General features: G+C 70.3%; 24 protein-coding genes. 16 read left to right on the forward strand and 8 right to left on the reverse strand.

The window, feature by feature from the left end; translation table 11 throughout:
- Window positions 1-66 precede the first annotated feature (66 nt).
- The 11 genes from ACH5AC_RS03800 to ACH5AC_RS03850 all read left to right on the forward strand — a co-directional run bounded on the left by ACH5AC_RS03800 (window position 67) and on the right by ACH5AC_RS03850 (window position 10022).
- Window positions 67-1368, forward strand: a complete 1302-nt coding sequence (locus ACH5AC_RS03800; RefSeq protein WP_398859964.1) for an MraY family glycosyltransferase — start codon at window positions 67-69, stop codon at window positions 1366-1368.
- 291 nt (window positions 1369-1659) lie between these two features.
- Window positions 1660-2073 (forward strand): hypothetical protein, encoded by a 414-nt coding sequence (locus ACH5AC_RS03805; protein ID WP_398860073.1) that lies wholly within the window; start codon window positions 1660-1662, stop codon window positions 2071-2073.
- Window positions 2074-2298: 225 nt separating this feature from the next.
- Complete coding sequence (gene atpB / locus ACH5AC_RS03810) at window positions 2299-3126, forward strand: F0F1 ATP synthase subunit A (protein WP_398859965.1); 828 nt, start codon at window positions 2299-2301, stop codon at window positions 3124-3126.
- A 74-nt stretch (window positions 3127-3200) separates the two neighbouring features.
- Complete coding sequence (atpE, locus tag ACH5AC_RS03815) at window positions 3201-3428, forward strand: ATP synthase F0 subunit C (protein ID WP_398859966.1); 228 nt, start codon at window positions 3201-3203, stop codon at window positions 3426-3428.
- Between the two features lie 41 nt (window positions 3429-3469).
- On the forward strand, window positions 3470-4012 hold the full coding sequence (locus ACH5AC_RS03820) for a F0F1 ATP synthase subunit B (protein ID WP_398859967.1): 543 nt from the start codon (window positions 3470-3472) through the stop codon (window positions 4010-4012).
- Window positions 4009-4833 (forward strand): F0F1 ATP synthase subunit delta, encoded by an 825-nt coding sequence (locus ACH5AC_RS03825; RefSeq protein ID WP_398859969.1) that lies wholly within the window; start codon window positions 4009-4011, stop codon window positions 4831-4833. The genes ACH5AC_RS03820 and ACH5AC_RS03825 overlap by 4 nt, the downstream gene beginning before the upstream one ends.
- Window positions 4834-4959: 126 nt before the next feature.
- Entirely contained in the window at window positions 4960-6552 is a 1593-nt protein-coding gene (atpA, locus tag ACH5AC_RS03830) for a F0F1 ATP synthase subunit alpha (RefSeq protein WP_398859970.1), read from the forward strand.
- Window positions 6553-6573: 21 nt separating this feature from the next.
- Window positions 6574-7491: a F0F1 ATP synthase subunit gamma gene (locus tag ACH5AC_RS03835; RefSeq protein ID WP_398859971.1), complete on the forward strand. Its 918-nt coding sequence runs from the start codon at window positions 6574-6576 to the stop codon at window positions 7489-7491.
- A complete protein-coding gene (gene atpD, locus ACH5AC_RS03840; protein ID WP_398859972.1) occupies window positions 7491-8939 on the forward strand; it encodes a F0F1 ATP synthase subunit beta in 1449 nt (482 codons plus the stop codon). The genes ACH5AC_RS03835 and atpD overlap by 1 nt, the downstream gene beginning before the upstream one ends.
- 119 nt (window positions 8940-9058) lie before the next feature.
- A complete protein-coding gene (locus ACH5AC_RS03845; RefSeq protein ID WP_398859973.1) occupies window positions 9059-9433 on the forward strand; it encodes a F0F1 ATP synthase subunit epsilon in 375 nt (124 codons plus the stop codon).
- A gap of 142 nt (window positions 9434-9575) precedes the next feature.
- Complete coding sequence (locus ACH5AC_RS03850) at window positions 9576-10022, forward strand: DUF2550 domain-containing protein (protein WP_398859974.1); 447 nt, start codon at window positions 9576-9578, stop codon at window positions 10020-10022.
- 118 nt (window positions 10023-10140) lie between these two features.
- Here ACH5AC_RS03850 and ACH5AC_RS03855 read toward each other — a convergent pair whose 3' ends face one another.
- The 3 genes from ACH5AC_RS03855 to ACH5AC_RS03865 all read right to left on the reverse strand — a co-directional run bounded on the left by ACH5AC_RS03855 (window position 10141) and on the right by ACH5AC_RS03865 (window position 13908).
- Window positions 10141-11964 carry a glycosyl hydrolase family 18 protein gene (locus ACH5AC_RS03855; RefSeq protein WP_398859975.1) on the reverse strand — a complete coding sequence of 608 codons (1824 nt, stop codon included), beginning with the start codon at window positions 11962-11964 and terminating at the stop codon, window positions 10141-10143.
- Between the two features lie 127 nt (window positions 11965-12091).
- Window positions 12092-12733 carry a response regulator gene (locus ACH5AC_RS03860; protein WP_398859976.1) on the reverse strand — a complete coding sequence of 214 codons (642 nt, stop codon included), beginning with the start codon at window positions 12731-12733 and terminating at the stop codon, window positions 12092-12094.
- 2 nt (window positions 12734-12735) lie between these two features.
- Window positions 12736-13908: a sensor histidine kinase gene (locus ACH5AC_RS03865; protein WP_398859977.1), complete on the reverse strand. Its 1173-nt coding sequence runs from the start codon at window positions 13906-13908 to the stop codon at window positions 12736-12738.
- A 162-nt stretch (window positions 13909-14070) separates the two neighbouring features.
- Between ACH5AC_RS03865 and ACH5AC_RS03870 the strand changes: the two genes are divergently transcribed.
- Window positions 14071-14610 carry a hypothetical protein gene (locus ACH5AC_RS03870; RefSeq protein ID WP_398859978.1) on the forward strand — a complete coding sequence of 180 codons (540 nt, stop codon included), beginning with the start codon at window positions 14071-14073 and terminating at the stop codon, window positions 14608-14610.
- Here ACH5AC_RS03870 and ACH5AC_RS03875 read toward each other — a convergent pair.
- The 3 genes from ACH5AC_RS03875 to ACH5AC_RS03885 all read right to left on the reverse strand — a co-directional run bounded on the left by ACH5AC_RS03875 (window position 14607) and on the right by ACH5AC_RS03885 (window position 16934).
- Entirely contained in the window at window positions 14607-15179 is a 573-nt protein-coding gene (locus ACH5AC_RS03875; RefSeq protein ID WP_398859979.1) for a cob(I)yrinic acid a,c-diamide adenosyltransferase, read from the reverse strand. The two genes, ACH5AC_RS03870 and ACH5AC_RS03875, sit on opposite strands and share 4 nt — an antisense overlap.
- Before the next feature lie 40 nt (window positions 15180-15219).
- Entirely contained in the window at window positions 15220-15972 is a 753-nt protein-coding gene (locus tag ACH5AC_RS03880) for a hypothetical protein (protein WP_398859980.1), read from the reverse strand.
- Window positions 15973-16067: 95 nt separating this feature from the next.
- The gene (locus ACH5AC_RS03885) at window positions 16068-16934 is read right to left on the reverse strand and encodes a hypothetical protein (protein WP_398859981.1); all 867 of its coding nucleotides are present in this window, start codon (window positions 16932-16934) and stop codon (window positions 16068-16070) included.
- A gap of 451 nt (window positions 16935-17385) precedes the next feature.
- Here ACH5AC_RS03885 and ACH5AC_RS03890 point away from each other — a divergent pair, with 451 nt between their 5' ends.
- On the forward strand, window positions 17386-17709 hold the full coding sequence (locus ACH5AC_RS03890) for an STAS domain-containing protein (protein ID WP_398859982.1): 324 nt from the start codon (window positions 17386-17388) through the stop codon (window positions 17707-17709).
- A gap of 255 nt (window positions 17710-17964) precedes the next feature.
- The gene (locus ACH5AC_RS03895) at window positions 17965-20508 is read left to right on the forward strand and encodes an ATP-binding protein (protein ID WP_398859983.1); all 2544 of its coding nucleotides are present in this window, start codon (window positions 17965-17967) and stop codon (window positions 20506-20508) included.
- 695 nt (window positions 20509-21203) lie between these two features.
- On the opposite strand, the gene nucS is transcribed toward ACH5AC_RS03895, so the two are convergent.
- On the reverse strand, window positions 21204-21875 hold the full coding sequence (gene nucS, locus ACH5AC_RS03900) for an endonuclease NucS (protein WP_398859984.1): 672 nt from the start codon (window positions 21873-21875) through the stop codon (window positions 21204-21206).
- A gap of 319 nt (window positions 21876-22194) precedes the next feature.
- Between nucS and ACH5AC_RS03905 the strand changes: the two genes are divergently transcribed.
- The gene (locus tag ACH5AC_RS03905; RefSeq protein ID WP_398859985.1) at window positions 22195-22587 is read left to right on the forward strand and encodes an SCO5389 family protein; all 393 of its coding nucleotides are present in this window, start codon (window positions 22195-22197) and stop codon (window positions 22585-22587) included.
- A gap of 167 nt (window positions 22588-22754) precedes the next feature.
- Here ACH5AC_RS03905 and ACH5AC_RS03910 read toward each other — a convergent pair whose 3' ends face one another.
- Window positions 22755-23783, reverse strand: a complete 1029-nt coding sequence (locus ACH5AC_RS03910; protein WP_398859986.1) for an LLM class flavin-dependent oxidoreductase — start codon at window positions 23781-23783, stop codon at window positions 22755-22757.
- Between the two features lie 220 nt (window positions 23784-24003).
- Between ACH5AC_RS03910 and ACH5AC_RS03915 the strand changes: the two genes are divergently transcribed.
- Window positions 24004-24339, forward strand: a complete 336-nt coding sequence (locus ACH5AC_RS03915) for an ATP/GTP-binding protein (RefSeq protein ID WP_398859987.1) — start codon at window positions 24004-24006, stop codon at window positions 24337-24339.
- The last annotated feature ends 6 nt before the right edge of the window (window positions 24340-24345 follow it).

Raw genomic sequence — 24345 nt, forward strand, 5'->3', positions numbered from 1 at the left:
CCAACCATATGCGCCCGTCGCTAGGGTGTGGGGCTGAGATGGCCAGCGAGACCTGTGGGGAAGCCCGTGCGTGAATACCTGCTGACGCTCTGCATCACGGCCGCGGTGACGTATCTGCTGACAGGGCCGGTACGGAAGTTCGCGATCGTGGCCGGGGCGATGCCGGAGATCCGGGCACGTGACGTGCACCGGGAACCCACTCCGCGCCTGGGCGGGATCGCGATGTTCTTCGGGCTGTGCGCGGGCCTGCTGATGGCCAGCCATCTGACCAACCTCAAGGGGGTCTTCGAGCAGTCGAACGAGCCGCGCGCGCTGCTCTCCGGGGCCGCCCTGATCTGGCTGATCGGCGTCCTCGACGACAAGTTCGAGATCGACGCGCTGATCAAGCTGGGCGCGCAGATGATCGCCGCGGGCGTGATGGTCGTCCAGGGTCTGACGATCCTGTGGCTGCCCATCCCTGGTGTGGGCACGGTCGCGCTGACCCAGTGGCAGGGCACGCTGCTGACGGTGGCGCTGGTCGTGATCACGATCAACGCGGTGAACTTCGTGGACGGCCTCGACGGTCTGGCGGCCGGCATGGTGTGCATCGCGTCCGCGGCGTTCTTCATGTACGCCTACCGGATCTGGTACGGCTACACCATCGAGGCGGCCGCCCCCGCGACGCTGTTCGCCGCCATCCTGATGGGCATGTGCCTGGGCTTCCTGCCGCACAACATGCACCCGGCGCGGATCTTCATGGGCGACTCGGGGTCGATGCTGATCGGGCTGGTGCTGGCGGCCGGCGCGATCTCGGTCACCGGGCAGATCGACCCGGACCTGATGAACCTGTTCGCCGGGTCCGAGCGCAACTCCGTGCACCAGATGGTGCCGGTCTACATCCCGCTGCTGATGCCGCTGACCATCATCGCGATCCCGGCGGCCGACCTGATCCTGGCGATCGTACGGCGCACCTGGCGCGGTCAGTCGCCGTTCGCGGCGGACCGGGGTCATCTGCACCACCGGCTGCTGGAGATCGGCCACTCGCACAGCCGCGCGGTGCTGATCATGTACTTCTGGTCGGCGCTGATCGCGTTCGGCGCGCTGGCCTACTCGGTCAACTCGGCGTCGATGTGGATCGTCCTCGGCATCGTGTTCCTCAGCGCGATCGGCCTGGTGCTGCTTCTGCTGCCGCGGTTCACGCCGCGTGCCCCGCTGTGGGCGCAGTCCTTCGTGCCGCCGCGCTACCGGCGGCGCAAGCCGGTCGTGGAGGCGGCGGAGCCGGCCGCGGCCGAGGAGGAGCCGCGTACTCCGGTGGCCGCCGGTGCGGCAGGGGCGGCCGGGGTGTCCGGCGTCAATGGCGCGACCGCCGTCTCACGCGGCCCTAGGTAAGAATCTGACTAGAGCATTACCAAGTCGTGAGGGAACGAACACCCCCAATACCAGACAAGAGGGTGCGGTTCTCGCTCAGACGCGCAGTCTCACTCTCGCGTGTGACAGCGAGCACACCCATCAGGTAAAGACCTCATCAAATAGTTTGTGATACGGTTCACGAGAACCCCGGGGAAGGCCGAAGGGCCGTAGTGCGACGGTCCGTCGGTGTGAGGTATCGACCCCCTCCGCCGGGGACTACGCTCGTCCATGACGACACCCCTGCCCCCCTTTGAAAGCGGAGTTGCCGCCATGCCGTCCAACGACGTCCGGATGCTTGCCCAGGCCGCTGTGCCCACAGCTGCCGCCGGCGCGATCGCCGCCGTCGTCAGCGGTGTGGTCGTGGGAGGCAAAGGGGCGATCGGGGCCGTCGTCGCGACGGTGATCGTGATCCTCTTCATGGGGATCGGTCTCTTCGTCCTGCAGCGCACCGCCAAATCGCTTCCCCATCTGTTCCAGGCGATGGGGCTGATGCTCTACGCGGCACAGATTCTTCTGCTGTTCGTCTTCCTGGCCGCGTTCAAGAACACCACGCTGTTCCACCCGAGGGCCTTCGCCATCACCCTGCTCGCCGGCACCCTGGTCTGGATCGCCGCGCAGACGCGGGCGCACATGAAGGCCAAGATCCTCTACGTCGAACCCGATAAATCGGGGCACTCGTCGTGAGAGGTAGGGCCGGGATAAAGACGCCTGAGAACTCCTGCTATCGTCCGGTGCCAACTGCGGCATCGCGGGCGCGGGCATCCGAGCTGACGCCTGCTCGATCGCGAGGCTTGATGCCCCCCAGCCGCCCCCACATCCGTAACACCAGTCCCGTGCCGAACCGCGGCCTCGTGCCGCGCCGACACAACGAGGTTGCCGTACCTATGCGCCACGCTGAAGGAGCCCGCGGTGAGTGCTGACCCGACGCAGGTGCTCGCCTTCGAGACCGACTGCCACCTCTTCGACGGGTGTGGCTTCGCCGAGGTCTCGCCGGGCCTGCACTCGTTCCTGTTCCAGCCCCTGTGGGGCGACGGAGACAGCAACCTGTACTTCAACAAGACGATGCTGCTGGCGCTGCTCGGCTCGATCATCATCGTCGGCTTCTTCTGGGCCGCCTTCCGCAGGCCGCAGGTCGTCCCGGGCAAGCTCCAGATGGTGGCCGAGGCGGGCTACGACTTCATCCGCCGCGGCGTCGTCTACGAGACCATCGGCAAGAAGGAAGGCGAGAAGTACGTCCCGCTCATCGTCTCGCTCTTCTTCTTCGTCTGGATGATGAACCTCTGGTCGATCATCCCGGTCGCCCAGTTCCCGGTCACCTCGATCATCTCGTACCCGCTGGTCCTGGCTCTGATCGTCTACGTCACCTGGGTGACGCTGACCTTCAAGCGGCAGGGCTTCGTCGGCTTCTGGAAGAACGTCACCGGCTACGACAAGTCGCTCGGCGCCGTCCTCCCGCTGGCCATGCTGATCGAGCTCTTCTCGAACCTGCTGATCCGCCCGTTCACCCACGCCGTGCGACTCTTCGCGAACATGTTCGCCGGTCACACCCTGCTGGTCCTCTTCACCATCGCCAGCTGGTACATGCTGAACGGCCTCGGCATCGCCTACGCGGGCGTCTCGTTCGTGATGGTCATCGTGATGACCGCCTTCGAGCTGTTCATCCAGGCCCTGCAGGCGTACGTCTTCGTTCTGCTGACGTGCACCTACATCCAGGGCGCCATGGCCGAGCACCACTGAGCCACGCCCCCTCAAGACCTCCACTCGTCCGGTGGCCAACCCCCACCGGTCCGTAAAGAAAAGGAAGAACTGGCATGCAGACCCTTGCTGCTGTTGAAGGCTCCCTCGGCTCCATCGGTTACGGCCTCGCCGCGATCGGCCCGGGTGTCGGCGTCGGCATCATCTTCGGTAACGGCACCCAGGCTCTGGCCCGTCAGCCCGAGGCCGCCGGCCTGATCCGTGCCAACCAGATCCTCGGCTTCGCCTTCTGTGAGGCGCTCGCCCTCATCGGTCTGGTCATGCCGTTCGTCTACGGCTACTGATCAGCGACACCAGTCCAGCCGACTAGACGAAAGGCACTCACATGAGCCAGCTGCTCATCGCGGCGAGCGAGGGGGAGAACCCTCTCGTCCCGCCGATCCCTGAGCTTGTCATCGGCCTGCTCGCCTTCGTCATCGTCTTCGGCTTCCTCGCCAAGAAGCTCCTCCCGAACATCAACAAGGTTCTGGAAGAGCGCCGCGAGGCCATCGAGGGCGGTATCGAGAAGGCCGAGGCCGCCCAGACCGAGGCCCAGAGCGTGCTCGAGCAGTACAAGGCTCAGCTCGCCGAGGCCCGGCACGAGGCCGCGCGTCTGCGCCAGGAGGCGCAGGAGCAGGGCGCCACGCTCATCGCCGAGATGCGCGCGGAGGGCCAGCGGCAGCGTGAGGAGATCGTCGCCGCCGGTCACGCCCAGATCGAGGCCGACCGCAAGGCCGCCGCGCAGGCGCTCCGCCAGGACGTCGGCACGCTCGCGACCGAGCTGGCCGGCAAGCTCGTCGGCGAGTCCCTGGAGGACCACGCCCGGCAGAGCCGTGTCATCGACCGCTTCCTCGACGAGCTCGAGGAGAAGGCCGAGGCAACCCGATGACATCGCCGCACGGAGCGAGCCGCGAGGCCCTGGCAGCCGCACGGGAGCGTCTCGACGCGCTGACGGACTCCACGTCCGTGGACGCGGCGCAGCTCGCCGACGAGCTGGCGGCCGTCACCGCGCTGCTCGACCGCGAGGTGTCGCTGCGTCGGGTCCTCACCGACCCGGCGCAGGCCGGCGAGGCCAAGGCCGACCTGGCCCAGCGCCTGCTCGGCAGCCAGATCAGCGGCCCCGCCGCCGACCTGGTGGCCGGCATGGTGCGCTCCCGCTGGTCGCAGTCGCGCGACCTGGTGGACGCGCTGGAGGAGCTGGCGAACACCGCGGACCTCACCGCCGCCCAGCAGGCCGGCACGCTCGACAACGTCGAGGACGAGCTGTTCCGCTTCGGACGCATCGTCTCCTCGAACACCGAGCTGCGCGCCGCGCTGACCGACCGGAAGGCCACCGTCTCGGCCAAGGGCGAGCTGCTTGCCAGCCTGCTCGGCGGCCGGGCCGACGCGGCCACCGGACGACTGGTGACGCGTCTTGTGACCGCGCCGCGGGGTCGTAGCCTGGAAGCGGGCCTGGACTCCCTGTCCAAGCTCGCCGCCGAGCGCCGCGACCGCATCGTGGCCGTCGTCACCTCGGCGGTGCCGCTGAGCGACGTACAGAAGCAGCGCCTGGGCGCCGCCCTGGCCAAGCTGTACGGCCACACGATGCACCTCAACCTCGACGTCGACCCCGCGGTCGTCGGCGGGATCCGGGTGCAGGTCGGCGACGAGGTCATCAACGGCTCTCTCGCGGACCGCATCGAGGACGCCGCCCGCCGCATGGCGAGCTAGCAGCAATTCCACAGAACGTACTTACGGCCCTGGTTGGGCCGTGCAGAGGATTCACCTCTCATTGGGGGGAGTCCCCCATCCCCCCAAGTGAAACTTCGGGCCCAACAAGGAGAGCAGGGAACCCAGATGGCGGAGCTCACGATCCGGCCGGAGGAGATCCGGGACGCACTGGAGACCTTCGTCCAGTCGTACAAGCCGGACGCGGCCTCGCGCGAGGAGGTCGGTACGGTCACCCTTGCCGGCGACGGCATCGCGAAGGTCGAGGGCCTGCCCTCGGCCATGGCCAACGAACTGCTGAAGTTCGAGGACGGCACCCTCGGCCTCGCGCTCAACCTGGAAGAGCGCGAGATCGGCGCCATCGTCCTCGGTGAGTTCAGCGGCATCGAGGAGGGTCAGCCGGTCACCCGTACCGGCGAGGTCCTCTCCGTGGCCGTCGGCGAGGGCTACCTCGGCCGCGTCGTCGACCCGCTCGGCAACCCGATCGACGGCCTCGGCGAGATCGAGACGTCCGGCCGCCGCGCCCTCGAACTGCAGGCCCCCACGGTCATGCAGCGCAAGTCGGTGCACGAGCCGATGGAGACCGGCTACAAGGCCGTCGACGCGATGACCCCGATCGGCCGTGGTCAGCGCCAGCTGATCATCGGTGACCGCCAGACCGGCAAGACCGCCCTGGCCGTCGACACGATCATCAACCAGCGCGACAACTGGCGCTCGGGCGACCCCAAGAAGCAGGTCCGCTGCATCTACGTCGCCATCGGCCAGAAGGGCTCCACCATCGCGTCGGTCCGCCGCGCGCTGGAGGAGAACGGCGCGCTGGAGTACACGACCATCGTCGCCGCCCCGGCGTCCGACCCGGCCGGCTTCAAGTACCTCGCCCCCTACACCGGCTCGGCCATCGGCCAGCAGTGGATGTACGAGGGCAAGCACGTCCTGATCATCTTCGACGACCTGTCGAAGCAGGCCGACGCCTACCGCGCCGTCTCCCTGCTGCTGCGCCGCCCGCCGGGCCGCGAGGCGTACCCGGGTGACGTCTTCTACCTGCACTCCCGTCTGCTGGAGCGCTGCGCCAAGCTCTCCGACGACATGGGCGCCGGCTCGATGACCGGTCTGCCGATCGTCGAGACCAAGGCCAACGACGTCTCGGCGTTCATCCCGACCAACGTCATCTCCATCACCGACGGCCAGTGCTTCCTGGAGTCGGACCTGTTCAACGCCGGTCAGCGTCCCGCGCTGAACGTCGGTATCTCCGTCTCCCGAGTCGGTGGTTCCGCGCAGCACAAGGCGATGCGCCAGGTCTCCGGCCGGCTCCGCGTCGACCTCGCCCAGTTCCGTGAGCTGGAGGCGTTCGCCGCCTTCGGTTCCGACCTGGACGCCGCGTCGAAGGCGCAGCTGGAGCGCGGTTCGCGCATGGTCGAGCTGCTGAAGCAGGCCCAGTACCAGCCGATGGCCACCGAGGACCAGGTCGTCTCCATCTGGGCCGGCACCAACGGCAAGATGGACGAGGTCCCGGTCGCGGACATCCGCCGCTTCGAGAAGGAGCTCCTCGAGTACCTGCACCGCAAGGAGCAGGGCCTGATGACCTCCATCAAGGAGGGCGCGAAGATGTCGGACGACACCATCCAGGCGATCGCCGACGCCATCGCCGAGTTCAAGAAGCAGTTCGAGACCTCGGACGGCAAGCTGCTCGGCGAGGACACGGCCGTCAGCGTCTCCAAGTGACGTAAGGAAGGGACCTGACTCATGGGAGCCCAGCTCCGGGTCTACAAGCGTCGCATCCGATCCGTCACCGCGACCAAGAAGATCACCAAGGCGATGGAGATGATCGCCGCCTCGCGCGTCGTCAAGGCGCAGCGCAAGGTGGCGGCCTCCACGCCGTACGCGACCGAGCTCACCCGCGCGGTCACGGCGGTGGGTACCGGCTCGAACACCAGGCACCCGCTGACCACGCAGGCCGAGACGGTCACGCGGTCCGCGGTGCTGCTCCTGACGAGCGACCGTGGCCTCGCCGGTGCCTTCAACTCCAACGCCATCAAGGCGGCGGAGCAGCTCACCGCGCGCCTCGAGCGCGAGGGCAAGCAGGTCGACACGTACATCGTCGGCCGGCGCGGGCTGGCCCACTACAACTTCCGTGAGCGCAAGGTCGCGGAGTCGTGGACGGGCTTCACGGACGAGCCGACGTACGCGGACGCCAAGAAGGTCGCGGCACCGCTGATCGAGGCCATCGAGAAGGACACGGCCGACGGCGGCGTGGACGAGCTCCACATCGTCTTCACCGAGTTCGTCTCGATGATGACGCAGCAGGCGCTCGACGACCGCCTGCTGCCGCTCAGCCTCGACGAGGTCGCGGCGGAGGCGACGCCGAAGGGCGAGATTCTGCCGCTGTACGACTTCGAGCCCTCGGCGGAGGACGTCCTCGACGCCCTGCTGCCGCGCTACGTGGAGAGCCGGATCTACAACGCGCTGCTCCAGTCGGCCGCCTCCAAGCACGCCGCCACGCGGCGCGCGATGAAGTCGGCCACCGACAACGCCGGAGAGCTCATCGAGACGCTCTCCCGGCTTGCCAACGCGGCCCGCCAGGCCGAAATCACCCAGGAAATCAGCGAGATCGTCGGTGGCGCGAGCGCCCTGGCCGACGCGACCGCGGGGAGTGACAACTAATGACCACCACTGTTGAGCCGACCGCTCCTGCTGGCGTGGCCACTGGCCGCGTCGCGCGGGTCATCGGCCCGGTCGTCGACGTGGAGTTCCCCGTCGACGCGATGCCGGACATCTACAACGCCCTCCACGTCGAGGTCTCCGACCCGGCCAACGCGGGCGAGAAGAAGACGCTGACCCTGGAGGTCGCCCAGCACCTGGGTGACGGCCTGGTCCGCACCATCTCCATGCAGCCCACCGACGGTCTGGTCCGCCAGGCCCCGGTCACCGACACCGGCACGGGCATCACCGTCCCGGTCGGCGACTTCACCAAGGGCAAGGTGTTCAACACCCTCGGTGAGGTGCTGAACGTCGACGAGTCCTACGACGGCGAGCGCTGGTCCATCCACCGCAAGGCGCCGAACTTCGACGAGCTCGAGTCGAAGACCGAGATGTTCGAGACCGGCGTCAAGGTCATCGACCTGCTGACCCCGTACGTCAAGGGCGGCAAGATCGGTCTGTTCGGCGGCGCCGGCGTCGGCAAGACGGTGCTCATCCAGGAGATGATCTACCGCGTCGCCAACAACCACGACGGTGTGTCGGTGTTCGCCGGTGTCGGTGAGCGCACCCGTGAGGGCAACGACCTCATCGAGGAGATGTCGGACTCCGGCGTCATCGACAAGACCGCGCTGGTCTTCGGTCAGATGGACGAGCCCCCGGGCACCCGTCTGCGCGTGGCCCTGGCCGGTCTGACGATGGCGGAGTACTTCCGCGACGTCCAGAAGCAGGACGTGCTGTTCTTCATCGACAACATCTTCCGCTTCACCCAGGCCGGTTCCGAGGTGTCGACCCTGCTCGGCCGTATGCCCTCCGCCGTGGGCTACCAGCCGAACCTGGCCGACGAGATGGGTCTCCTCCAGGAGCGCATCACCTCGACCCGCGGTCACTCGATCACCTCGATGCAGGCGATCTACGTCCCCGCCGACGACCTGACCGACCCGGCCCCGGCCACCACCTTCGCCCACCTCGACGCGACGACGGTTCTGTCCCGTCCGATCTCCGAGAAGGGCATCTACCCGGCCGTGGACCCGCTGGACTCCACGTCCCGCATCCTGGACCCGCGCTACATCGCGCAGGACCACTACGACGCCGCCATGCGCGTCAAGACGATCCTGCAGAAGTACAAGGACCTCCAGGACATCATCGCGATCCTCGGTATCGACGAGCTCGGCGAGGAGGACAAGCTCGTCGTCCACCGTGCCCGTCGCGTGGAGCGCTTCCTGTCCCAGAACACCCACGTCGCCAAGCAGTTCACCGGCGTGGACGGTTCGGACGTGCCGCTGGACGAGTCGATCGCCGCGTTCAACGCGATCTGCGACGGCGAGTTCGACCACTTCCCGGAGCAGGCGTTCTTCATGTGCGGTGGTCTTGAGGACCTCAAGAAGAACGCGAAGGAACTGGGCGTCTCCTGACCCCGGTGCTCGTGTGACATATGAGGGGGCGGGGTCGTCCCGCCCCCTCTGTCACGCCCATTAGACTTGTAACTGACACCCGGCGAGAAAGAGCCGGGTGGTGACCCGAGGAGCCACCCTTGGCTGCTGAGCTGCACGTCGAGCTGGTCGCCGCCGACCGCCAGGTCTGGTCCGGCGAGGCCACCCTGGTCGTCGCGCGCACCACGTCCGGCGACATCGGCGTCATGCCCGGTCACCAGCCGCTGCTCGGTGTGCTGGAGTCGGGCCCGGTGACCATCCGTACGAGTGAAGGTGGAACGGTCGTCGCCGCGGTGCACGGCGGTTTCATCTCGTTCGCGGACAACAAGCTGTCGCTGCTGGCCGAGATCGCCGAGCTGTCGGAGGAGATCGACGTCCAGCGCGCGGAGCGGGCGCTTGAGCGTGCGAAGGCGGACGAGGACGCGCACGCCCTGCGCCGTGCCGAGGTCCGCCTGCGGGCGGCGACGGTGCGCTGACCACAGCTCGCCACGCGATGACGCAACTCAGCCGCGGCTGGAACCGGAGCGATCCGGATCCAGCCGCGGCTGAGGTGAATCCGGGTGTTTTTTACGTTCCGTTACCTGTTCCGCGATCTAGGAGACGAGGAGGTCGGTGTCGATGGTCCTCGCTCTGACTGTGTGCGGAATCGTCGTGGCCCTGGTGGTGCTCGGGCTGTTCGTGTTCGGCCTGCGCCGCAGACTCATCCAGCGCTCGGGCGGCACCTTCGACTGTTCCCTGCGCTGGGACGTGCCGGAGAACCCCGACACCAGCGGCAAGGGCTGGAGCTACGGCGTCGCCCGCTACAACGGTGACCGCATCGAGTGGTTCCGCGTCTTCTCCTACGCCCCCCGCCCCCGCCGCATCCTCCAGCGCGACTCGATCGAGGTGGCCGGCCGCCGCCTCCCCGAGGGCGAGGAGGAGCTGGCTCTCCTCTCGGACGCGGTCATTCTGACCTGCCTGCACCGGGGCACCCGCCTGGAGCTGGCGATGAGCGAAGACGCGCTGACAGGTTTCCTCGCGTGGCTGGAGGCAGCGCCCCCCGGCCAGCGTGTCAACGTGGCGTGAGTCTGCCAACCCAAGGGGCGCGGGGAACTGCGCGACCAGCCACAACGCAACCGCACCCGAAGCACGACCGCGCCGCGAACGAACCCGAAGGCCCGCCGCGGCGCGATACTGCGGACAATCAGTTCAGCCCGCTGTTGATGGCCGTGACCAGCTCACCATTCGCGGTGTCACCGCTGAACTCCCAGAAGAACGCTCCGCCGAGACCCTGGTTCTTGGCCCAGCTCATCTTCCCGGCGATGGTCGAGGGCGTGTCGTAGGACCACCAGTTGCTGCCGCAGTGTGCGTAGGCGGTACCACCGACGGTCCCGGTCGCCGGGCACGCGGTCTTCAGGACCTTGTAGTCCTCGATCCCCGCCTCGTACGTGCCGGGCGCGGCCCCCGTCGCCGAGCCGCCCGGTGCGGACTGGGTGACGCCGGTCCAGCCGCGGCCGTAGAAGCCGATGCCGAGGAGCAGCTTGGGCGCCGGGACGCCCTTCGCCTTGAGCTTGGCGATGGCGGCGGCCGAGTTGAAGCCGTCCTTCGGGATGCCGGCGTACGACGTCAGCGGCGAGTGCGGAGCGGTCGGTCCGGTCCTGTCCCAGGCGCCGAAGTAGTCGTACGTCATCACGTTGTACCAGTCGAGGTACCGCGCGGCCGCGCCGTAGTCGGCCGCGTCGATCTTGCCGCCGGCCGAGGCGTCGGCGGTGATGGCGGCGGTGACCAGGTAGTTCGCCCCGAACTCGGCACGCAGTGCCTGGGACAGCGTACGGAACGCGGCGAAGCCGGACGTGTCGCAGGTCAGCCCGCAGGCGTTCGGGTACTCCCAGTCGATGTCGATGCCGTCGAAGACATCGGCCCAGCGCGGGTCCTCCACCAGGGCCTTGCAGGACTTGGCGAAGGCGGTCGCGTTCTGCGCGGCCTGGCCGAAGCCGCCGGAGTAGGTCCAGCCGCCGAACGACCACAGCACCTTGATGTGCGGGTACTTGGCCTTCAGCTGGCGCAGCTGGTTGAAGTTGCCGCGCAGCGGCTGGTCCCAGGTGTCGGCGACGCCGCTGACGGACTGGTCGGCGGTGTACGCCTTGTCGGTGGCCGCGTAGGCGTCGTCGAGGACGCACTGGCCGTTCTTGACGTTGCCGAAGGCGTAGTTGATGTGGGTGATCTTGGCGGCGGAGCCCGAGGTCACCAGGTTCTTGACGTGGTAGTTGCGGCCGTAGACGCCCCACTCGGTGAAGTAGCCGAGCTTGACCTTGCTGCCGGGGGTCGGGGGTTCGGTGCTGCCGCCGGTGGTGCGCACGGAGACCGCGCCGCTGGCCGGGCCGGTCTGGTCGGCGGTGTCGCGGGCCCGGACGGAGTAGGAGTAGTCGGTGCCGGCGGTCAGTCCGCTGTCGGTGTACGAGGTCGTGGTGACGGTGGCGACCCTGGCGCCGTCGCGCAGCACGTCGTAGTTCTTGATGCCCTTGTCGTCGGTGGCGGCCGACCAGCTCAGCCGTACCGAGGTGTCGGTGATGTTGGAGGCGGTCGGGGTGCCCGGCGCGGACGGGGCCGTGTCACCGGGGACGGTGGTGCCGTCGCAGCTGCCGCCGTTGAGCTTGCAGTTCGCGGGGGAGCCGGTGCCGGCGCCGTTGAAGCCGAAGGAGACGGAGGCGCCGGGGGCGAGGCTGCCGTTCCAGGACTTGTTCTTCGCGGTCCAGTGGGTGCCGGAGGAGGTGACGTCGGCGTCCCAGGCGGAGGTCACGGACGTGCCGGAGGGGAAGTCCCACTCGACCGTCCAGGAGCTGATGGTGGTGGTGCCGGTGTTCTTGACCGTCCACCGGCCCTCGAAGCCGGTGCCCCAGTCCGATGCCTTGGTGTAGGTGGCGGTGGCGCTCGTCGCGGCCTGTGCCTGGCTCGCGAGCCCGACCAGTCCCGCCAACGGAAGCGCCAGCGCGGCGAGTCCGGCCGCCACTTTGTGTCTGAAGCGCATGCTGCGCCTCCCTCTGTGAGGTGTGGGGTGTCGTGGGCATGACTGAGCCTTCAGCCCACGGTGCGGCGAGAATAGAAAGGTCTGGACCATGGGTCAATAGGTCTGGACCACGCAGACCGTGGTGCGGCTAGATCCCCAAGTCCTGCGCCAGCACCGCCGCTTGCACCCGGCTGCGCAGCCCCAGCTTCCCCAGCAACCGGCTGACGTGCGTCTTCACCGTCGCCTCCGCCATGTCCAGCCGCTCGGCGATCGCCGCGTTGGACAGCCCCTCACCGAGACAGGAGAGCACCTCCCGCTCCCGGCGGGTCAGACCCTCCAGCACCGCCGGATCGGCCTTCGACGGCCGTACCGAACCGGCCGCGAACTCGGCGATCAGCCGGCGGGTGACGGCCGGCGCGACGATGCCCTCGCCGGCGGCCACCGTACGGACCGCCTCGATCAGGTCCCGCGCCTCCGTGTTCTTCAGCAGAAACCCGGCCGCGCCCGCCCGCAGCGCGCCGAACACATACTCGTCGAGGTCGAAGGTGGTCAGTACGAGGACGTCCGCGAGCCCCTCCTCGACCACCCGCCGGGTCGCCGACACCCCGTCCAGGCGCGGCATCTGAACGTCCATCAGCACCAGGTCCGGCCGTGTCTCCCGGGCCAGCGCCACCGCCTCCTCCCCGTCCGCCGCCTCGCCGACCACCTCGATGTCGGGCGCGCTGCGCAGGATGAGCACCAGCCCGGCGCGCACGGCGGACTGGTCCTCGGCGACGAGCACACGGATCACGGTCAGGCTCCTTCGGTCAGGGGCAGCGTGGCGCGTACGGTCCACCGGGCGCCCTCCGGCCCGGCCGCGAACGTGCCGCCCAGCAGGGCCGTCCGCTCCCGCATGCCGACCAGACCGGCGCCGGAGCCGGGCGCGCGGGGGCCGCCGTCACCACCGTACGGACTGGTCACCGCGATCATCAGGCACTCGTCCCGGCGGTCGAGCGACACCCGCACCCGGCCGGGGGCGGCGTGTTTCAGGGCGTTGGTCAGCGACTCCTGGACGATCCGGTAGGCGGCCAGCTCGACCGGGGCGGGCAGCGGGCCGTGGTCGGTGTCCTCGGCGTCCTCCGCGTCTTCGAGGGTGATGTCGAGCCCGTTGGTGCGGGCGCCCTCCACCAGCGCGCCGAGCCCGTCGAGCGTCGGGGCCACGGACGGCTCGAGATCGCCGCTGCTGTCGCGCAGGATGCCGATCAGCCTGCGCATCTCGGCCAGCCCCTCGACGCTGTTCTCCCGGATGACGGCGAGGGCCTCCTGGGAGGTCTTCGGATCGTCCAGGGACAGCGCGGCCGTGGAGTGGATGGCGATCGCCGAGAGGTGGTTGGCGACCATGTCGTGCAACTCCCTTGCCATCCGTGCCCGTTCGGCGGTCACCGCCTGCGCCCGGTCCATCTCGGCCAGCAGCGCGGTCTGTTCGGCGTGCAGCCGGGCCGCCTCGGCCGCGTCGCGGTGGTTGCGCACCAGGGCGCCGGTGGCGGCCGGACCGAACGACACGATGCCCGCGCCCAGTCCGACGAACAGGGCCTGCGGATTCCGCCACCAGATCAGGAAGCCGAGCGTCACGGCGAGGGTGGCCAGTCCGGTGGTGACGGGGATGCGGCGGGCGGCGGCCGGGGAGCCGTACAGCACGGCCGAGTAGGCGAGGTCCGTGTACATGATGATGGTCGCCGCGTTGCCCGGGGTGAGCATGTCGAACGTCAGGGCGAGCGTGCCCATCACCAGCGCGAACTGCGGTTTCGTCCGACGCAGCAGCTCCAGACCGGCCATCACGGTCAGCGGGATGGTCCCCCACGTGGACGAGATCAGTCCGCTGCCCGACGTGTGCAGGCCGAGCGCGTACATCGCGAGCCCGCCGAGCAGCCCGGCGACCGCGAGCAGCACGTCGAAGCGGTGCGGGCGGGGGAGTCGTACGGCCATGACCCCATCCAACACGGCCCGGGCGCCGCCCGCCTGAACCGTGGGGAGGGTCCCGGACGGCGTCCTGGTGCATCTTTCGATGTACCGCGACTTCGTCATCGACGACGACGTGACCGACGGATTTTGCCGCGAGCCTGGAGGGGTGAGCGAGAGGAGCGAACCGTGATCGTCTGGTTGATCGTCGCCTGCGAGGTGGCCTTCTGGGTGCTGCTGGCCACCGGGCTGACCTTCCGGTACGTGCTGCGGATGCCCCGGACCGGCCTGGCCCTGCTGTTGTGCGAGCCGCTGCTGGAGATCGTGCTGTTCGTCGTGACCGCGATCGACCTGAGGAACGGCGCCGAGCCGGACTGGAAGCACGGTCTCGCCGCCGTCTACATCGGCTTCACGGTCGGCCTCGGGCACTCCACCGTCAAGTGGGCCGACGCCAGGGTCGCCCACCGCTTCGCCGACGGCCCGCGGCCCGTACGGCCGCCGAAGTACGGCACCGCCCGCGCGATCCACGAGTGGAAGGTCGCCGGCCGCTGGATCCTGGCCGCCGTCGTCGCCATCGCACTGCTGCAGTCCGCCATCTGGTACGTCGGCGACGAGGGCGACACCGGCTCCCTTGAGACCTGGCGGTACCGGATGCTGTGGGTGATCGGCATCAACCTGATCATCGCGGCCGGCTACACGCTGTTCCCCAAGCGGCAGAAGACCGCCTAGCGCTCCCCGCCCGGCACCCACAGCACGTCGCCGGTCGTCTTGTTCGCCGTGCGGGCCAGGATGAACAGCAGGTCGGAGAGGCGGTTGAGGTAGGTGGCGGTCAGCGGGTTCATCACTTCGCCGTGCACCTCCAGGGCGGACCAGGTGGAGCGTTCCGCCCGGCGTACGACCGTGCACGCCTGGTGCAGCAGGGCCGCGCCCGGGGTGCCGCCCGGCAGGATGAAGGAGCGCAGCTTCTCCAGCTCCGCGTTGAAGCGGTCGCAGTCGGCCTCCAGCCGGTCGACGTAGAACTGCTCGACCCTGAGCGGCGGGAACTCCGGGTTCTCCATCACCGGCGTCGACAGGTCCGCGCCCACGTCGAACAGGTCGTTCTGCACCCGGGTGAGGACCTTGACGACCTCCTGGTCCAGCCCGCCCAGCGCGATCGCCGTACCGATCACCGCGTTCGCCTCGTTCGCGTCGGCGTACGCCGCGATCCGCAGGTCCGTCTTGGGGACCCGGCTCATGTCACCGAGGGCCGTGGTGCCCTGGTCGCCGGTCCGGGTGTAGATGCGGGTGAGATTGACCATGGGGCCAGCGTAGCGACGCCGGCCCCGGCCGCGAACAGGGTCAGTTCCCGGCTGCCGCGCTCAGCTTCTCGGCGGCCTTGGCCAGGCCCTTCGTGAAGGCGTCGGCGTCGTGGTCGTCGACCCAGTTGTGCTGGACGCTGGTGATGTTGGCGCCGTCGCGGACCACGCCGTACTCCACGTCCACCACCTCGTCGCCGAGGTCCACCTTGACGCTGAAGCCCAGCGTCTCGTCGCCGGCCTCGGTCACCTTCAGGGGCTTGGTGGTGACCTTGGCCTTCCCGCCGCCGTACTCGGAGTCGAAGGTGCCGCAGCCGGTGACGGCCTTGCCCAGCGCGGTCATCACGCTCTCCGCCTTGTCGGCGGCGTAGGCGCTGACGTCATGGCCGAAGATGCTGTCGCCCTTGAGGAAGACCGCCTGCGCGTTCGCCTTGTAGCCGTCGGCGACCCGGCCGGTGTTGAAGAGGTCGACCAGCGGCAGGCAGGTCGCGTCGGCCGGCTTGGCGAGCAGGTCCTCGGGGGCGCCGCCGGACGCGTCGATGATCAGCTCGGGGTCGCGCTTCCAGCCCTGCGGAAGATCGCCGTCGGCCAGCAGGGCCTTCTTCGCCTCACGGCTGCTCAGCGGTTCGGCCGCCGGCTCGGAGGGGGTGGGGGAGGCCGACGCCGATGCGGCCGAGGTCTCGTCGCGCGGGGTGGCGGCCTTGCCGTCCGCGGCGCCGTCGCCACAGGCGGCGAGCAGGGCCAGCGCGGAGGCGGCGAAGGCGGCCGCGGTTGCGCGGCGAAGGTGGTTGTGCACGTACTTCTCCCGATGGGTAGGGCGGGGGGCGCACCGTACGACACACTGACCGGGCCGGGAGTTGCAACCGGGTCCTGTGATTCCCGTCTCGCTGGTCACGAGCTTGCCGCGACGCCCGCCGGCAGGGTGACGGTCCCCGTGAACACGCCCTCGGTGCGCTCGGAGACGTCCTGGCTGTAGCGCATCGTCCGTCCCTGGTAGGGGATCAGGAAGACGCAGCGGAAGCGGTGCGCGGTGAGGCGGTACGTCGACGGGTCGAGGGTCACGGTCTCCTCGACGCTCTCCACGGTGATCCGGTCGTCCGGCGCGGAGACGCCGGCCGCGCGCAACTGGTCCAGCGTCGACTGGAATTCACGTACTGCCTTCTGCGCGACCGGCTCGTCCCGTACGGCGGACAGGGTGGCCGGTGAGCCGAGTGCCGCGCGCAGTTCGACGGCCTCGGGTGACGTCCGTACGGACACCTCGCCGTGGCCCGCGAACGCGTCGAGGGCGGTGAGCGGGTCCTCGATCACGTTCGCCATCTCCGGGTCGGTGACCGGGCCGCTCTTCCAGGCCCCGTCGGTGCCCTTCTTGACGTGGGCGGTGCCGTCGACGACGTAGACCTCCTCCGGCTTGTCGACGCCCTTGGAGCGGGTGGTGCCGGTGGAGTGGAGGGTCATGGGGTTGTCGGTCGTGCGGTCGACCGTGGCCGTGTACGTGGCGGTGCTGTCACCGCCGGGGGAGGCCAGGCCCTCACTGCCCGCCACGGTGAACGTCCAGCCGGGCTCGCCGGACATCGCCTGCCGGGCGCGGGCGAGGAACTCCTCGGGCGTGCGGGGCTCGGAGGACTCCGGCGCTGCCTTCGCGGTGGCCGTAGAGGGAGGCTGCTCGGTGTCGGTGCCGTCGTCGCTCGTGCCGCATCCGGCCAGGGGAAGGCAGAGGAGGGAAGACGTGAGTGCCGCGGCGGCGATTCGGGTTCTCATGGGTGGGCTCTATCCGAGGCGCCCGCCCCGGTTCCAGCGCACGGACAGTAGGGACAAAGAAGGTGACTTCTGGGCGAAAAGGTGAACTCGCCTGCCCTGTCCAGGACTTCCCGTCGGGGCACGTGACGGGCGTCTCATGTCGTGAGACGTGAAACGCGTTACTTAGCCCGCCGCACCGCCCCGCGCGAGCGCTAGGGTCCCCAACAGGCGGTGGGCCGACCGATGCGCCGGACGGTGGACGCCGGTGACATCTGGTGCAGGAGCGGGCAGGGCTCTACAGATACTGAGATCTTGTACAACCACCGCACACACCCCAGGCGCATCACACCTAGGGGTGAATTCGGTATCGGTTCGCTTACAGACGGCAACCTCCGGCCGCTTCTCGCAGTCAGAGGTTGCAACGCCGGACAGCCATACCGCGGAGCACCGTCGCACGCTTAGGGGAGCGCATATGCACATCAGGGGCGACCACGCCGAGCTGGTCGTCGGGGGCCGCCTCGATGTCCGCAGCGCGGCGGACGCCCGTACGGCCCTGCACACGGCGGTCGACGACGGAGTCGGCGACCTCGTACTCGACCTGTCCGAACTGGACTCCTGGGACGCCACCGGACTCGGTGTGATCATGGGCGCCCACCGGCGCGCCGGCCGCTGCGGCCGCCGCCTGGTGCTGCGCGGCGTACCGCCGCAGATGCAGCGCCTGTTGGTGGCCACCCGGCTGCACCGCATCCTCGCCATCGAGGGCGGCCTCGCGGCGGAGTCGCTGCCCCGGGTGTGACCACGGACGTGACCACGGTGATGACCAGGGGGTACGTGCCGCGGCGAAACGTGCGTCGCGCGCAATCCTCACCGGACTGTGACGTCTCGGACGCCTCGGTACCCCGGCCTGTCGGAGATACTGTGCGAAGGTTTACGGTTCGTCTGCCCGCCGCCCGCATCCCTCGCGCGGGCACCGGACCAGAAGCGACAGCGAAGTGTGCAGCAAGGCCGGGAGGGGCTACCGCCACACGACGCTTTTGGGGGGCATGAACCTATGGACCCGACCAACCGGGGACCCGAGGAGTACGGCCACGGTGGCGACAGCCGTGCGCCGCGCCCACGCCCGTCCAGGGACCCCCTGACACCCGACCTCGGCCAGCACGCCCCGGCCGTGGCCCGTACCTCGCGGCTCGTCGCCGGCGATCACCTGGTCACCGTCAACCCGGTCGACGGCACCGAGATCGAGCGGTGCCCGCCCACCCAGCGCCCCGCGCGTCCCACCCGGCGTACGACCGCCGCCCGCGCCGAGGCCGAACGCGCCGCACGGCCGCCCGCCCCGGCCGGGCCCGCCCAGCCCGTGCTGCCCCTGCTCAGCCGGCAGGACGAGCGCGAACAGCTCGTCCGGCTGCTCGCCCGCGGCCGCTCCGTCCGTCTCGTCGGCCCCGCCGGCTCCGGCCGCACCCGCCTCCTCGACCTCGTCGCCGAGGACTGCGCCGACCTCGCCCCCGACGGCGTGGTCCGCCTCTGCGGCCTGCACCGCACCACCGGCGACCTGCTCCACGACCTGCTCCACGCGGTGTACGACGCCCCCGCGTACCGCCCGGACCCGGACGAACTGCGCTCCCTCGTCGGTGAGATCGGCGCGGTCGTGGTGATCGACGACCTCGACCTCGGCGGCGCGGCCCTCGACGAACTGCTCGACGCCACCCCCGAGTGCGCCTTCCTCTTCGGCGCGACCCCGGACATCCCGCCGCCCTCCGCCGACTCCGGCGTCGAGGAGGTCGCCCTCCCCGGCCTGGACCGCGCGGGCGGCATCGACATCATCGAGCGCGCCGTCGGCCGGATGCTCACCGAGGAGGAGACCAACTGGGCCGGCGACCTCTGGTTCGAGTCCGAGGGCCTGCCGCTGCGCTTCGTACAGGCCGGTGCCCTGTTGCGGCGGCGCGACCAGCTGAGGGCCGGGGCCGACGCCGTCGACGAGTTCGGCGTCTTCGAGGACGCCCGACCGCTCCCGGCGCCCGCCGATGCCACGCCCGCCGAGGGCGAGGAGATACCGCTGCCCTCCCTCGGCGAGGCCGCCGCGCCCGCCCCGCTGCTCGCCGCCCGGCTCAGCGCCTCCGCCCGGGCCACCCTCCGCTTCGCCGTCGCGCTCGACGGCGAGGTACCGCACCAGGCCCATCTGCCCGCCCTCGTCGGCGACACCCACGCCGACGCGGCCCTCGGCGAACTCGCCGCCTGCGGGCTCGTCTCCCCGGTCGGTCCCCGCTACCGGCTCGCCGCCGGCGTCCAGACCCAGCTGGAGGCCGCCGGGTACGCCACCGACGCCGACGAACTGCGCCGTACTGCCGCCCAGCACTACGCCTGGTGGGCCGGACACCCGTCCGTCACCCCCGAGCGGGTCTGCGCCGAGGCCGACGCGGTCCTCGTCGCCCTCACCGCGCTGGCACCGACGGCCGCGCCGCCCGCCGAGGGCGAGGAGAGCACGCCGGTACGGCTGGCCCGGACCGCGGCGCCCGCGTTCGCCGCCGGACTGCAGTGGAGCGCCTGGGAGAAGGCGCTGCGGGCCGGCGCCGAGGCCGCCCGGATCTCCGGGGAGGTCGCCGACCAGGCGTACTTCCACCACGAACTCGGCATCCTCGCACTGTGCGAGGGACAGCTCGACCGCGCCCGTGCCGAGCTGGAGTCCTCCATCGGGCTGCGCGGCGCGGTCGCGGACAAGCGCGGCACCGTCGCCGGGCGGCGGGCGCTGGCGCTGGTCGCCGACCGCTCGGGCGACGTGCCCGGGGTCGCCGCCGCGACGGCCGGGGAGGAGGTGTCCGAGGCCCGCCACGAGGAGTCGGCGCCGCCGCCGCGTCCCGTGCTGACCGCCGGGCCGCCCACCGGACCGACCCTGATCACCCCTCAGCCCCTCGGCACCGCCGCTCCGGCCGCCCACCGCCGCAGCGGTCTGCGTGGCCTCGCCAAGCGCAATCTCGTGGCCGCCGGTGCGGGCGCCCTGCTCGTCGCCGTCCTCGGCACGGTCGTCACCCTCGGCGCCACCTCCGACAACGACGCCGGTGATCCCTCCGACCGGGTCGGCGTCAACCCCTCCGCCGGCGTCGGCCCCGGCGACGACGACCTCGGCGCGGCGACGCCCGGCGGCAACACGGACGCCCCCGGCGGCGACACCGGCGAGGCCACCGGCCGCCCCACCGACCCCGGCCCCGACGGTACCCCGGGCACCTCGGACGACCCCACGACGCCCACGGGGCCCACCGGCCCGAGGGAGCCTTCGCCGGGGACCAGCAGCAGCCAGGGCTCCGACAGTGGCAGTGGCGGCGGCGGTACGTCACCGAGGCCGTCCGCGTCCTCCTCGACTTCGCCGTCGCCGTCGGGCTCGTCCGGAAGCGCGTCGCCGTCCATGTCGCCGACGAACAGCAATACGCCGACCCCGTCGGAGTCGCCGACCCCGTCCGGCACCGAGTCGCCGACCGGGGACGACACGACAACGGCCAGCGGGGCGGTGCCGTCCAGCCCGGCCCAGAGCGAGTCCACAACCCAGTCCGCGAGCACATCCGAGACCAGCAGCGGATCTCCTTCGCCCGGCTCGCTGATGTGACCCATGGCCCCTGCTCCCGCCGCGACGGCGACCAGCCACAACAAAGGAGCCCGGCGGCTCCGGACGGCCTCAGGCCGCATCGGCACCGCCGGGCTCCGCCGTCTCGCCTGAGCGCCGTCGCGGCGGGAAGAAGGGGCGGGGGAGAGGGGAGCGGGATGGAGAGGGAGCAGGGCGAGGAAGCGGCGAGGAGAACGAGGGCGCGGCGGGCGGAGAGGCGTCGAGGCAGCGGGCCGTGCGGTGGGGGTGCGGCGGGGGAGGGGAGCCGCGGGCAGCGGGCTGCGGGGTGAGGGGTGCGGCGGGCGGAGAGGCGTCGAGGCAGCGGGCCGCAGCGTCAGGGGCGCGGAGGGGGAGAGGCGCCGGAGGTGGCGGGCCGTGCGGTGGGGTGCGGCCGGGGGGAAAGGAGCCGGAGGCCGCGGGGTGAGGGGCGCGGCGGGGGAGAGGCGCTCGAGGTGGCGGGCGGCGGGGTGAGGGGTGCGGCGGGGTGAGGGGTGCGCGGCGGGGGAGAGGCGCTCGAGGTGGCGGGCGGCGGGGTGAGGGGTGCGGCGGGAGAGGGGAGCCGGAGGCCGCGGGGTGAGGGGGTGCGGCGGGGGAGAGGCGTTGACGTGGCGGGTCGCAGGGTGAGGGGCGTGGTGGGAGGAGCGGTTCGGAGGTTGTGGGGAGGTGGCGGGCCCGGGGATGTGGGCCCGCCGGGTGGGTCAGAACAGGCGGAGCTTGTCGTCCTCGATGCCGCGCAAGGCGTCGTAGTCGAGGATCTGGCAGTTGATGCCGCGGTCGGTGGCGAGGACGCGGGCCTGGGGCTTGATCTCCTGGGCGGCGAAGATGCCGCGGACCGGGGCGAGGTGGGGGTCGCGGTTCAGGAGCTCCAGGTAGCGGGTGAGTTGCTCCACGCCGTCGATCTCGCCGCGCCGCTTGATCTCCACGGCCACCGTCTGACCGTCGGCGTCCCGGCACAGGATGTCGACCGGCCCGATGGCCGTCATGTACTCGCGGCGGATGAGGCTGTACCCGTCGCCGAGGGTCTCGATGCGGTCGGCGAGCAGTTCCTGCAGGTGCGCTTCCACGCCGTCCTTGATCAGGCCGGGGTCGACGCCGAGTTCGTGCGAGGAGTCGTGGAGGATCTCCTCCATCGTGATGATGAGCTTCTCGCCCGCCTTGTTGACGACGGTCCAGACGCCCTCTTCGTCGCCGCTGCCCTCCTTCAGCGTGCAGGGCGGCGACATCCAGTTCAGGGGCTTGTAGGCCCGGTCGTCCGCGTGGATCGACACACTGCCGTCCGCCTTCACCAGGATGAGACGGGGGGCGGAGGGGAGGTGTGCGGTGAGTCGGCCCGCGTAGTCCACGGAGCACCTGGCAATGACGAGACGCATGGTCGGCAACGCTATCCGACGCCCCGCCATGCGCGCGATTCTCCCACCCGTCGCCCACCACCACCCTCAACGCAGGCCCTCCGGGCCACACCGATTTCTCCTGGAAACCAGGGGTTCCTACCCCTGACCGATCCTGGCCGATTGTGGCCCCAAGCGGAATTCCCTGTGTTCCCATTCTCCTGGTGCCGTCACCGTCCGTTGCCTACCGTAGTGAACGGGAGGTCGCGATGCGTGTACTCAGCGTGTGCGGGATTTCGGCATGCGAACTCCCCCATCTGTCCGGCAACCCCTGTTCTTCTGGGGTGCGAGAGGAGAACCCATGTCGCTCGACGTCTCACCGGCCCTACTCGAACAGGCCGAGCGAGGCGAGGTCGACGAAGCAGAATTCGTCGACTGCGTCCGGACCTCCCTGCCCTTCGCATGGGAGATGATCAGCTCCCTGGTGGCCCAGCTGAAGGTCGACGGCGGTGCCTTCGCCGACAACCAGACGCCCCCGCCGGACGAGCAGGCACGCGGTCAGCTGCTGCGTGCGCTCGCGAGTGACGCCATACGCGGCGCCCTGCAGCGGCACTTCGGTGTTCGGCTTGCCTTCCAGAACTGCCACCGGGTGGCCGTGTTCCCCCTGGACCCCGCGGTCGACGACACACTCGCCCGCTTCACGTCGGTGCGCGCCCAACTGCTGAACCAGTCCCCGGAACTACGGGACTGCTGACGCGGTGAGCCTGCGGCTTGCCGCTCCACACGCGGGAGGTGCATGCACTACTGGAGCGGCAAGCGCCGGGCGGAGCAAGGCGGTTGGGAAGCGCCGTCAAGACGTGCAATCAAGACGTGCAATCAGGACGTGCCATGGACGTGCCATCAAGAAGTGCCGTCAACGTGTCAGCGCAGTTGCGGGAGCACCTCCGCGCCCAGCCGCCGTACGTTCTCCTCCGTCGCCGCCAGATCGCCGGAGCCCTCGACGAGCAGCGCGAAGCGGGAGATGCCGGTCCGCTCGCTGGTCGCCGCCAGGCGGTCGGCGCACAGCCGCGGAGTGCCCACCGGGTGCAGCCCGCAGAGCAGTTCGGTGTACGCCACCGGATCCCGCATCTGCCGGAGCCGCCCGTCCACCGTGACATGCGCGTCGAGCCCCTGCCGCAGCCAGCCCGGCATCGCCTTCACCAGGGTCTCCACCGCGTCCGTCCGCCGGTCCGCGATCTGGCAGACGCCCGCCGAGACATGGGCGGCCCGGCGGATCTCCTCCACCGGCCGCCCGGCCGCGCGCGCGTGCCGCCGCCACAGGGCGATCATCTCGGCCTTCTCCTCGTCGCCCTGGTGCATACCGACCAGCATCGGCAGCCCGCGCTCGGCGGCCAGCCGCACCGACTTGGGGGAGGTGCAGGCGACGACGACCTCCGGCCCCTCGGTCTCCGTCAGCGCTTCCGACGGCCGTGGTACGACGGGCACCTCACGGAAGCGGAATCGCTCGCCGTCGGCGCCGACGGCTGGTTCACGCAGCCAGCGCACCAGCAGATCGAGTGATTCCGGGAAGTCCGTCTCGTACGCCGCGAGCCCGGCCCCGAACACCTCCAGGTCGACCCAGGGCCCGCCCCGCCCCACGCCGAGGGAGAAGCGGCCGCCGCTCGTCAGGTGCAGCAGCGCGGCCTGTTCGCCGAGGGTGACGGGGTGGGTGGTGGGCAGCACGCTGACCGCCGTACCGACCCGGATGCGGCGGGTGCGGCCCAGCAGTAACGCGGCGAGGGTGATGGCGGACGGGCAGGTGCCGTACGGCACGAAATGGTGCTCGGCCAGCCAGACCGACTCCAGCCCGGCCTCCTCGGCGACCTCGGCCGAGCGGACGGCGCGGTGCAGCGCCTCCCCCTGGCCCTGACCCGGGAACTGGGCCGCCAACACGAAACTTCCTACGCGCATGGCACTTTCCTGCTTCCTTGGCTCCGACGCGGAGCTCCCCCACCCGGCATAACCGTCTGACACGTGCCGAGGACACGGCCTGGCGGAGAGATTTGCGGATTGTCTGCAGAATCGGGTGCCCGCTGGGGACTTGGGCACTCGTCGCCTTACGTGTACCGCGCGCGGCGCCGCGTACGCTGGATGGGATCCCCGCATCCTGTATAGCTCCGTGAGGTGTCCCGTGTCCCCGCGTCGCAACCGACCCAAGGCCGCCGGCTCGTCGTCCGGCCGGAGCGCCGAGGACGACCGCGCCAGCCGCTACGGCGGCTGGCAGTCGACGGTGAGCTGGCAGGGCGAGGAGTGGAGCGTACGGCATGTGGCCGGGGCGAGCGCGCAGGGCAAGACGTACCGCTGCCCCGGCTGCGACCAGTTGATCCCCGACGGGGTGCCGCACGTGGTGGCCTGGCCACAGCACGCGGGGGTCGACGACCGCCGGCACTGGCACAAGTCCTGCTGGAACGCGCGGGACCGCCGCGACCCGGGGGTGCGGCGGTCCCGTAACGCGCCGAGGTTCTAGGGCGTG

The sequence above is a fragment of the Streptomyces sp. NPDC018693 genome (assembly GCF_044391385.1).
Lineage (GTDB): Bacteria > Actinomycetota > Actinomycetes > Streptomycetales > Streptomycetaceae > Streptomyces.

What these genes read in the sequence shown, in the direction of transcription:
- ACH5AC_RS03885 (WP_398859981.1), bottom strand. Translation starts at nt 16,934, where the DNA reads ATGAGAACCCGAATCGCCGCCGCGGCACTCACGTCTTCCCTCCTCTGC.
- ACH5AC_RS03805 (WP_398860073.1), top strand. Translation starts at nt 1,660, where the DNA reads ATGCCGTCCAACGACGTCCGGATGCTTGCCCAGGCCGCTGTGCCCACA.
- nucS (WP_398859984.1), bottom strand. Translation starts at nt 21,875, where the DNA reads ATGCGTCTCGTCATTGCCAGGTGCTCCGTGGACTACGCGGGCCGACTC.
- ACH5AC_RS03820 (WP_398859967.1), top strand. Translation starts at nt 3,470, where the DNA reads ATGAGCCAGCTGCTCATCGCGGCGAGCGAGGGGGAGAACCCTCTCGTC.
- ACH5AC_RS03835 (WP_398859971.1), top strand. Translation starts at nt 6,574, where the DNA reads ATGGGAGCCCAGCTCCGGGTCTACAAGCGTCGCATCCGATCCGTCACC.
- ACH5AC_RS03855 (WP_398859975.1), bottom strand. Translation starts at nt 11,964, where the DNA reads ATGCGCTTCAGACACAAAGTGGCGGCCGGACTCGCCGCGCTGGCGCTT.
- atpE (WP_398859966.1), top strand. Translation starts at nt 3,201, where the DNA reads ATGCAGACCCTTGCTGCTGTTGAAGGCTCCCTCGGCTCCATCGGTTAC.
- atpD (WP_398859972.1), top strand. Translation starts at nt 7,491, where the DNA reads ATGACCACCACTGTTGAGCCGACCGCTCCTGCTGGCGTGGCCACTGGC.
- ACH5AC_RS03895 (WP_398859983.1), top strand. Translation starts at nt 17,965, where the DNA reads ATGGACCCGACCAACCGGGGACCCGAGGAGTACGGCCACGGTGGCGAC.
- ACH5AC_RS03825 (WP_398859969.1), top strand. Translation starts at nt 4,009, where the DNA reads ATGACATCGCCGCACGGAGCGAGCCGCGAGGCCCTGGCAGCCGCACGG.
- ACH5AC_RS03850 (WP_398859974.1), top strand. Translation starts at nt 9,576, where the DNA reads ATGGTCCTCGCTCTGACTGTGTGCGGAATCGTCGTGGCCCTGGTGGTG.
- ACH5AC_RS03910 (WP_398859986.1), bottom strand. Translation starts at nt 23,783, where the DNA reads ATGCGCGTAGGAAGTTTCGTGTTGGCGGCCCAGTTCCCGGGTCAGGGC.
- ACH5AC_RS03890 (WP_398859982.1), top strand. Translation starts at nt 17,386, where the DNA reads ATGCACATCAGGGGCGACCACGCCGAGCTGGTCGTCGGGGGCCGCCTC.
- atpA (WP_398859970.1), top strand. Translation starts at nt 4,960, where the DNA reads ATGGCGGAGCTCACGATCCGGCCGGAGGAGATCCGGGACGCACTGGAG.
- ACH5AC_RS03875 (WP_398859979.1), bottom strand. Translation starts at nt 15,179, where the DNA reads ATGGTCAATCTCACCCGCATCTACACCCGGACCGGCGACCAGGGCACC.
- ACH5AC_RS03905 (WP_398859985.1), top strand. Translation starts at nt 22,195, where the DNA reads ATGTCGCTCGACGTCTCACCGGCCCTACTCGAACAGGCCGAGCGAGGC.
- ACH5AC_RS03865 (WP_398859977.1), bottom strand. Translation starts at nt 13,908, where the DNA reads ATGGCCGTACGACTCCCCCGCCCGCACCGCTTCGACGTGCTGCTCGCG.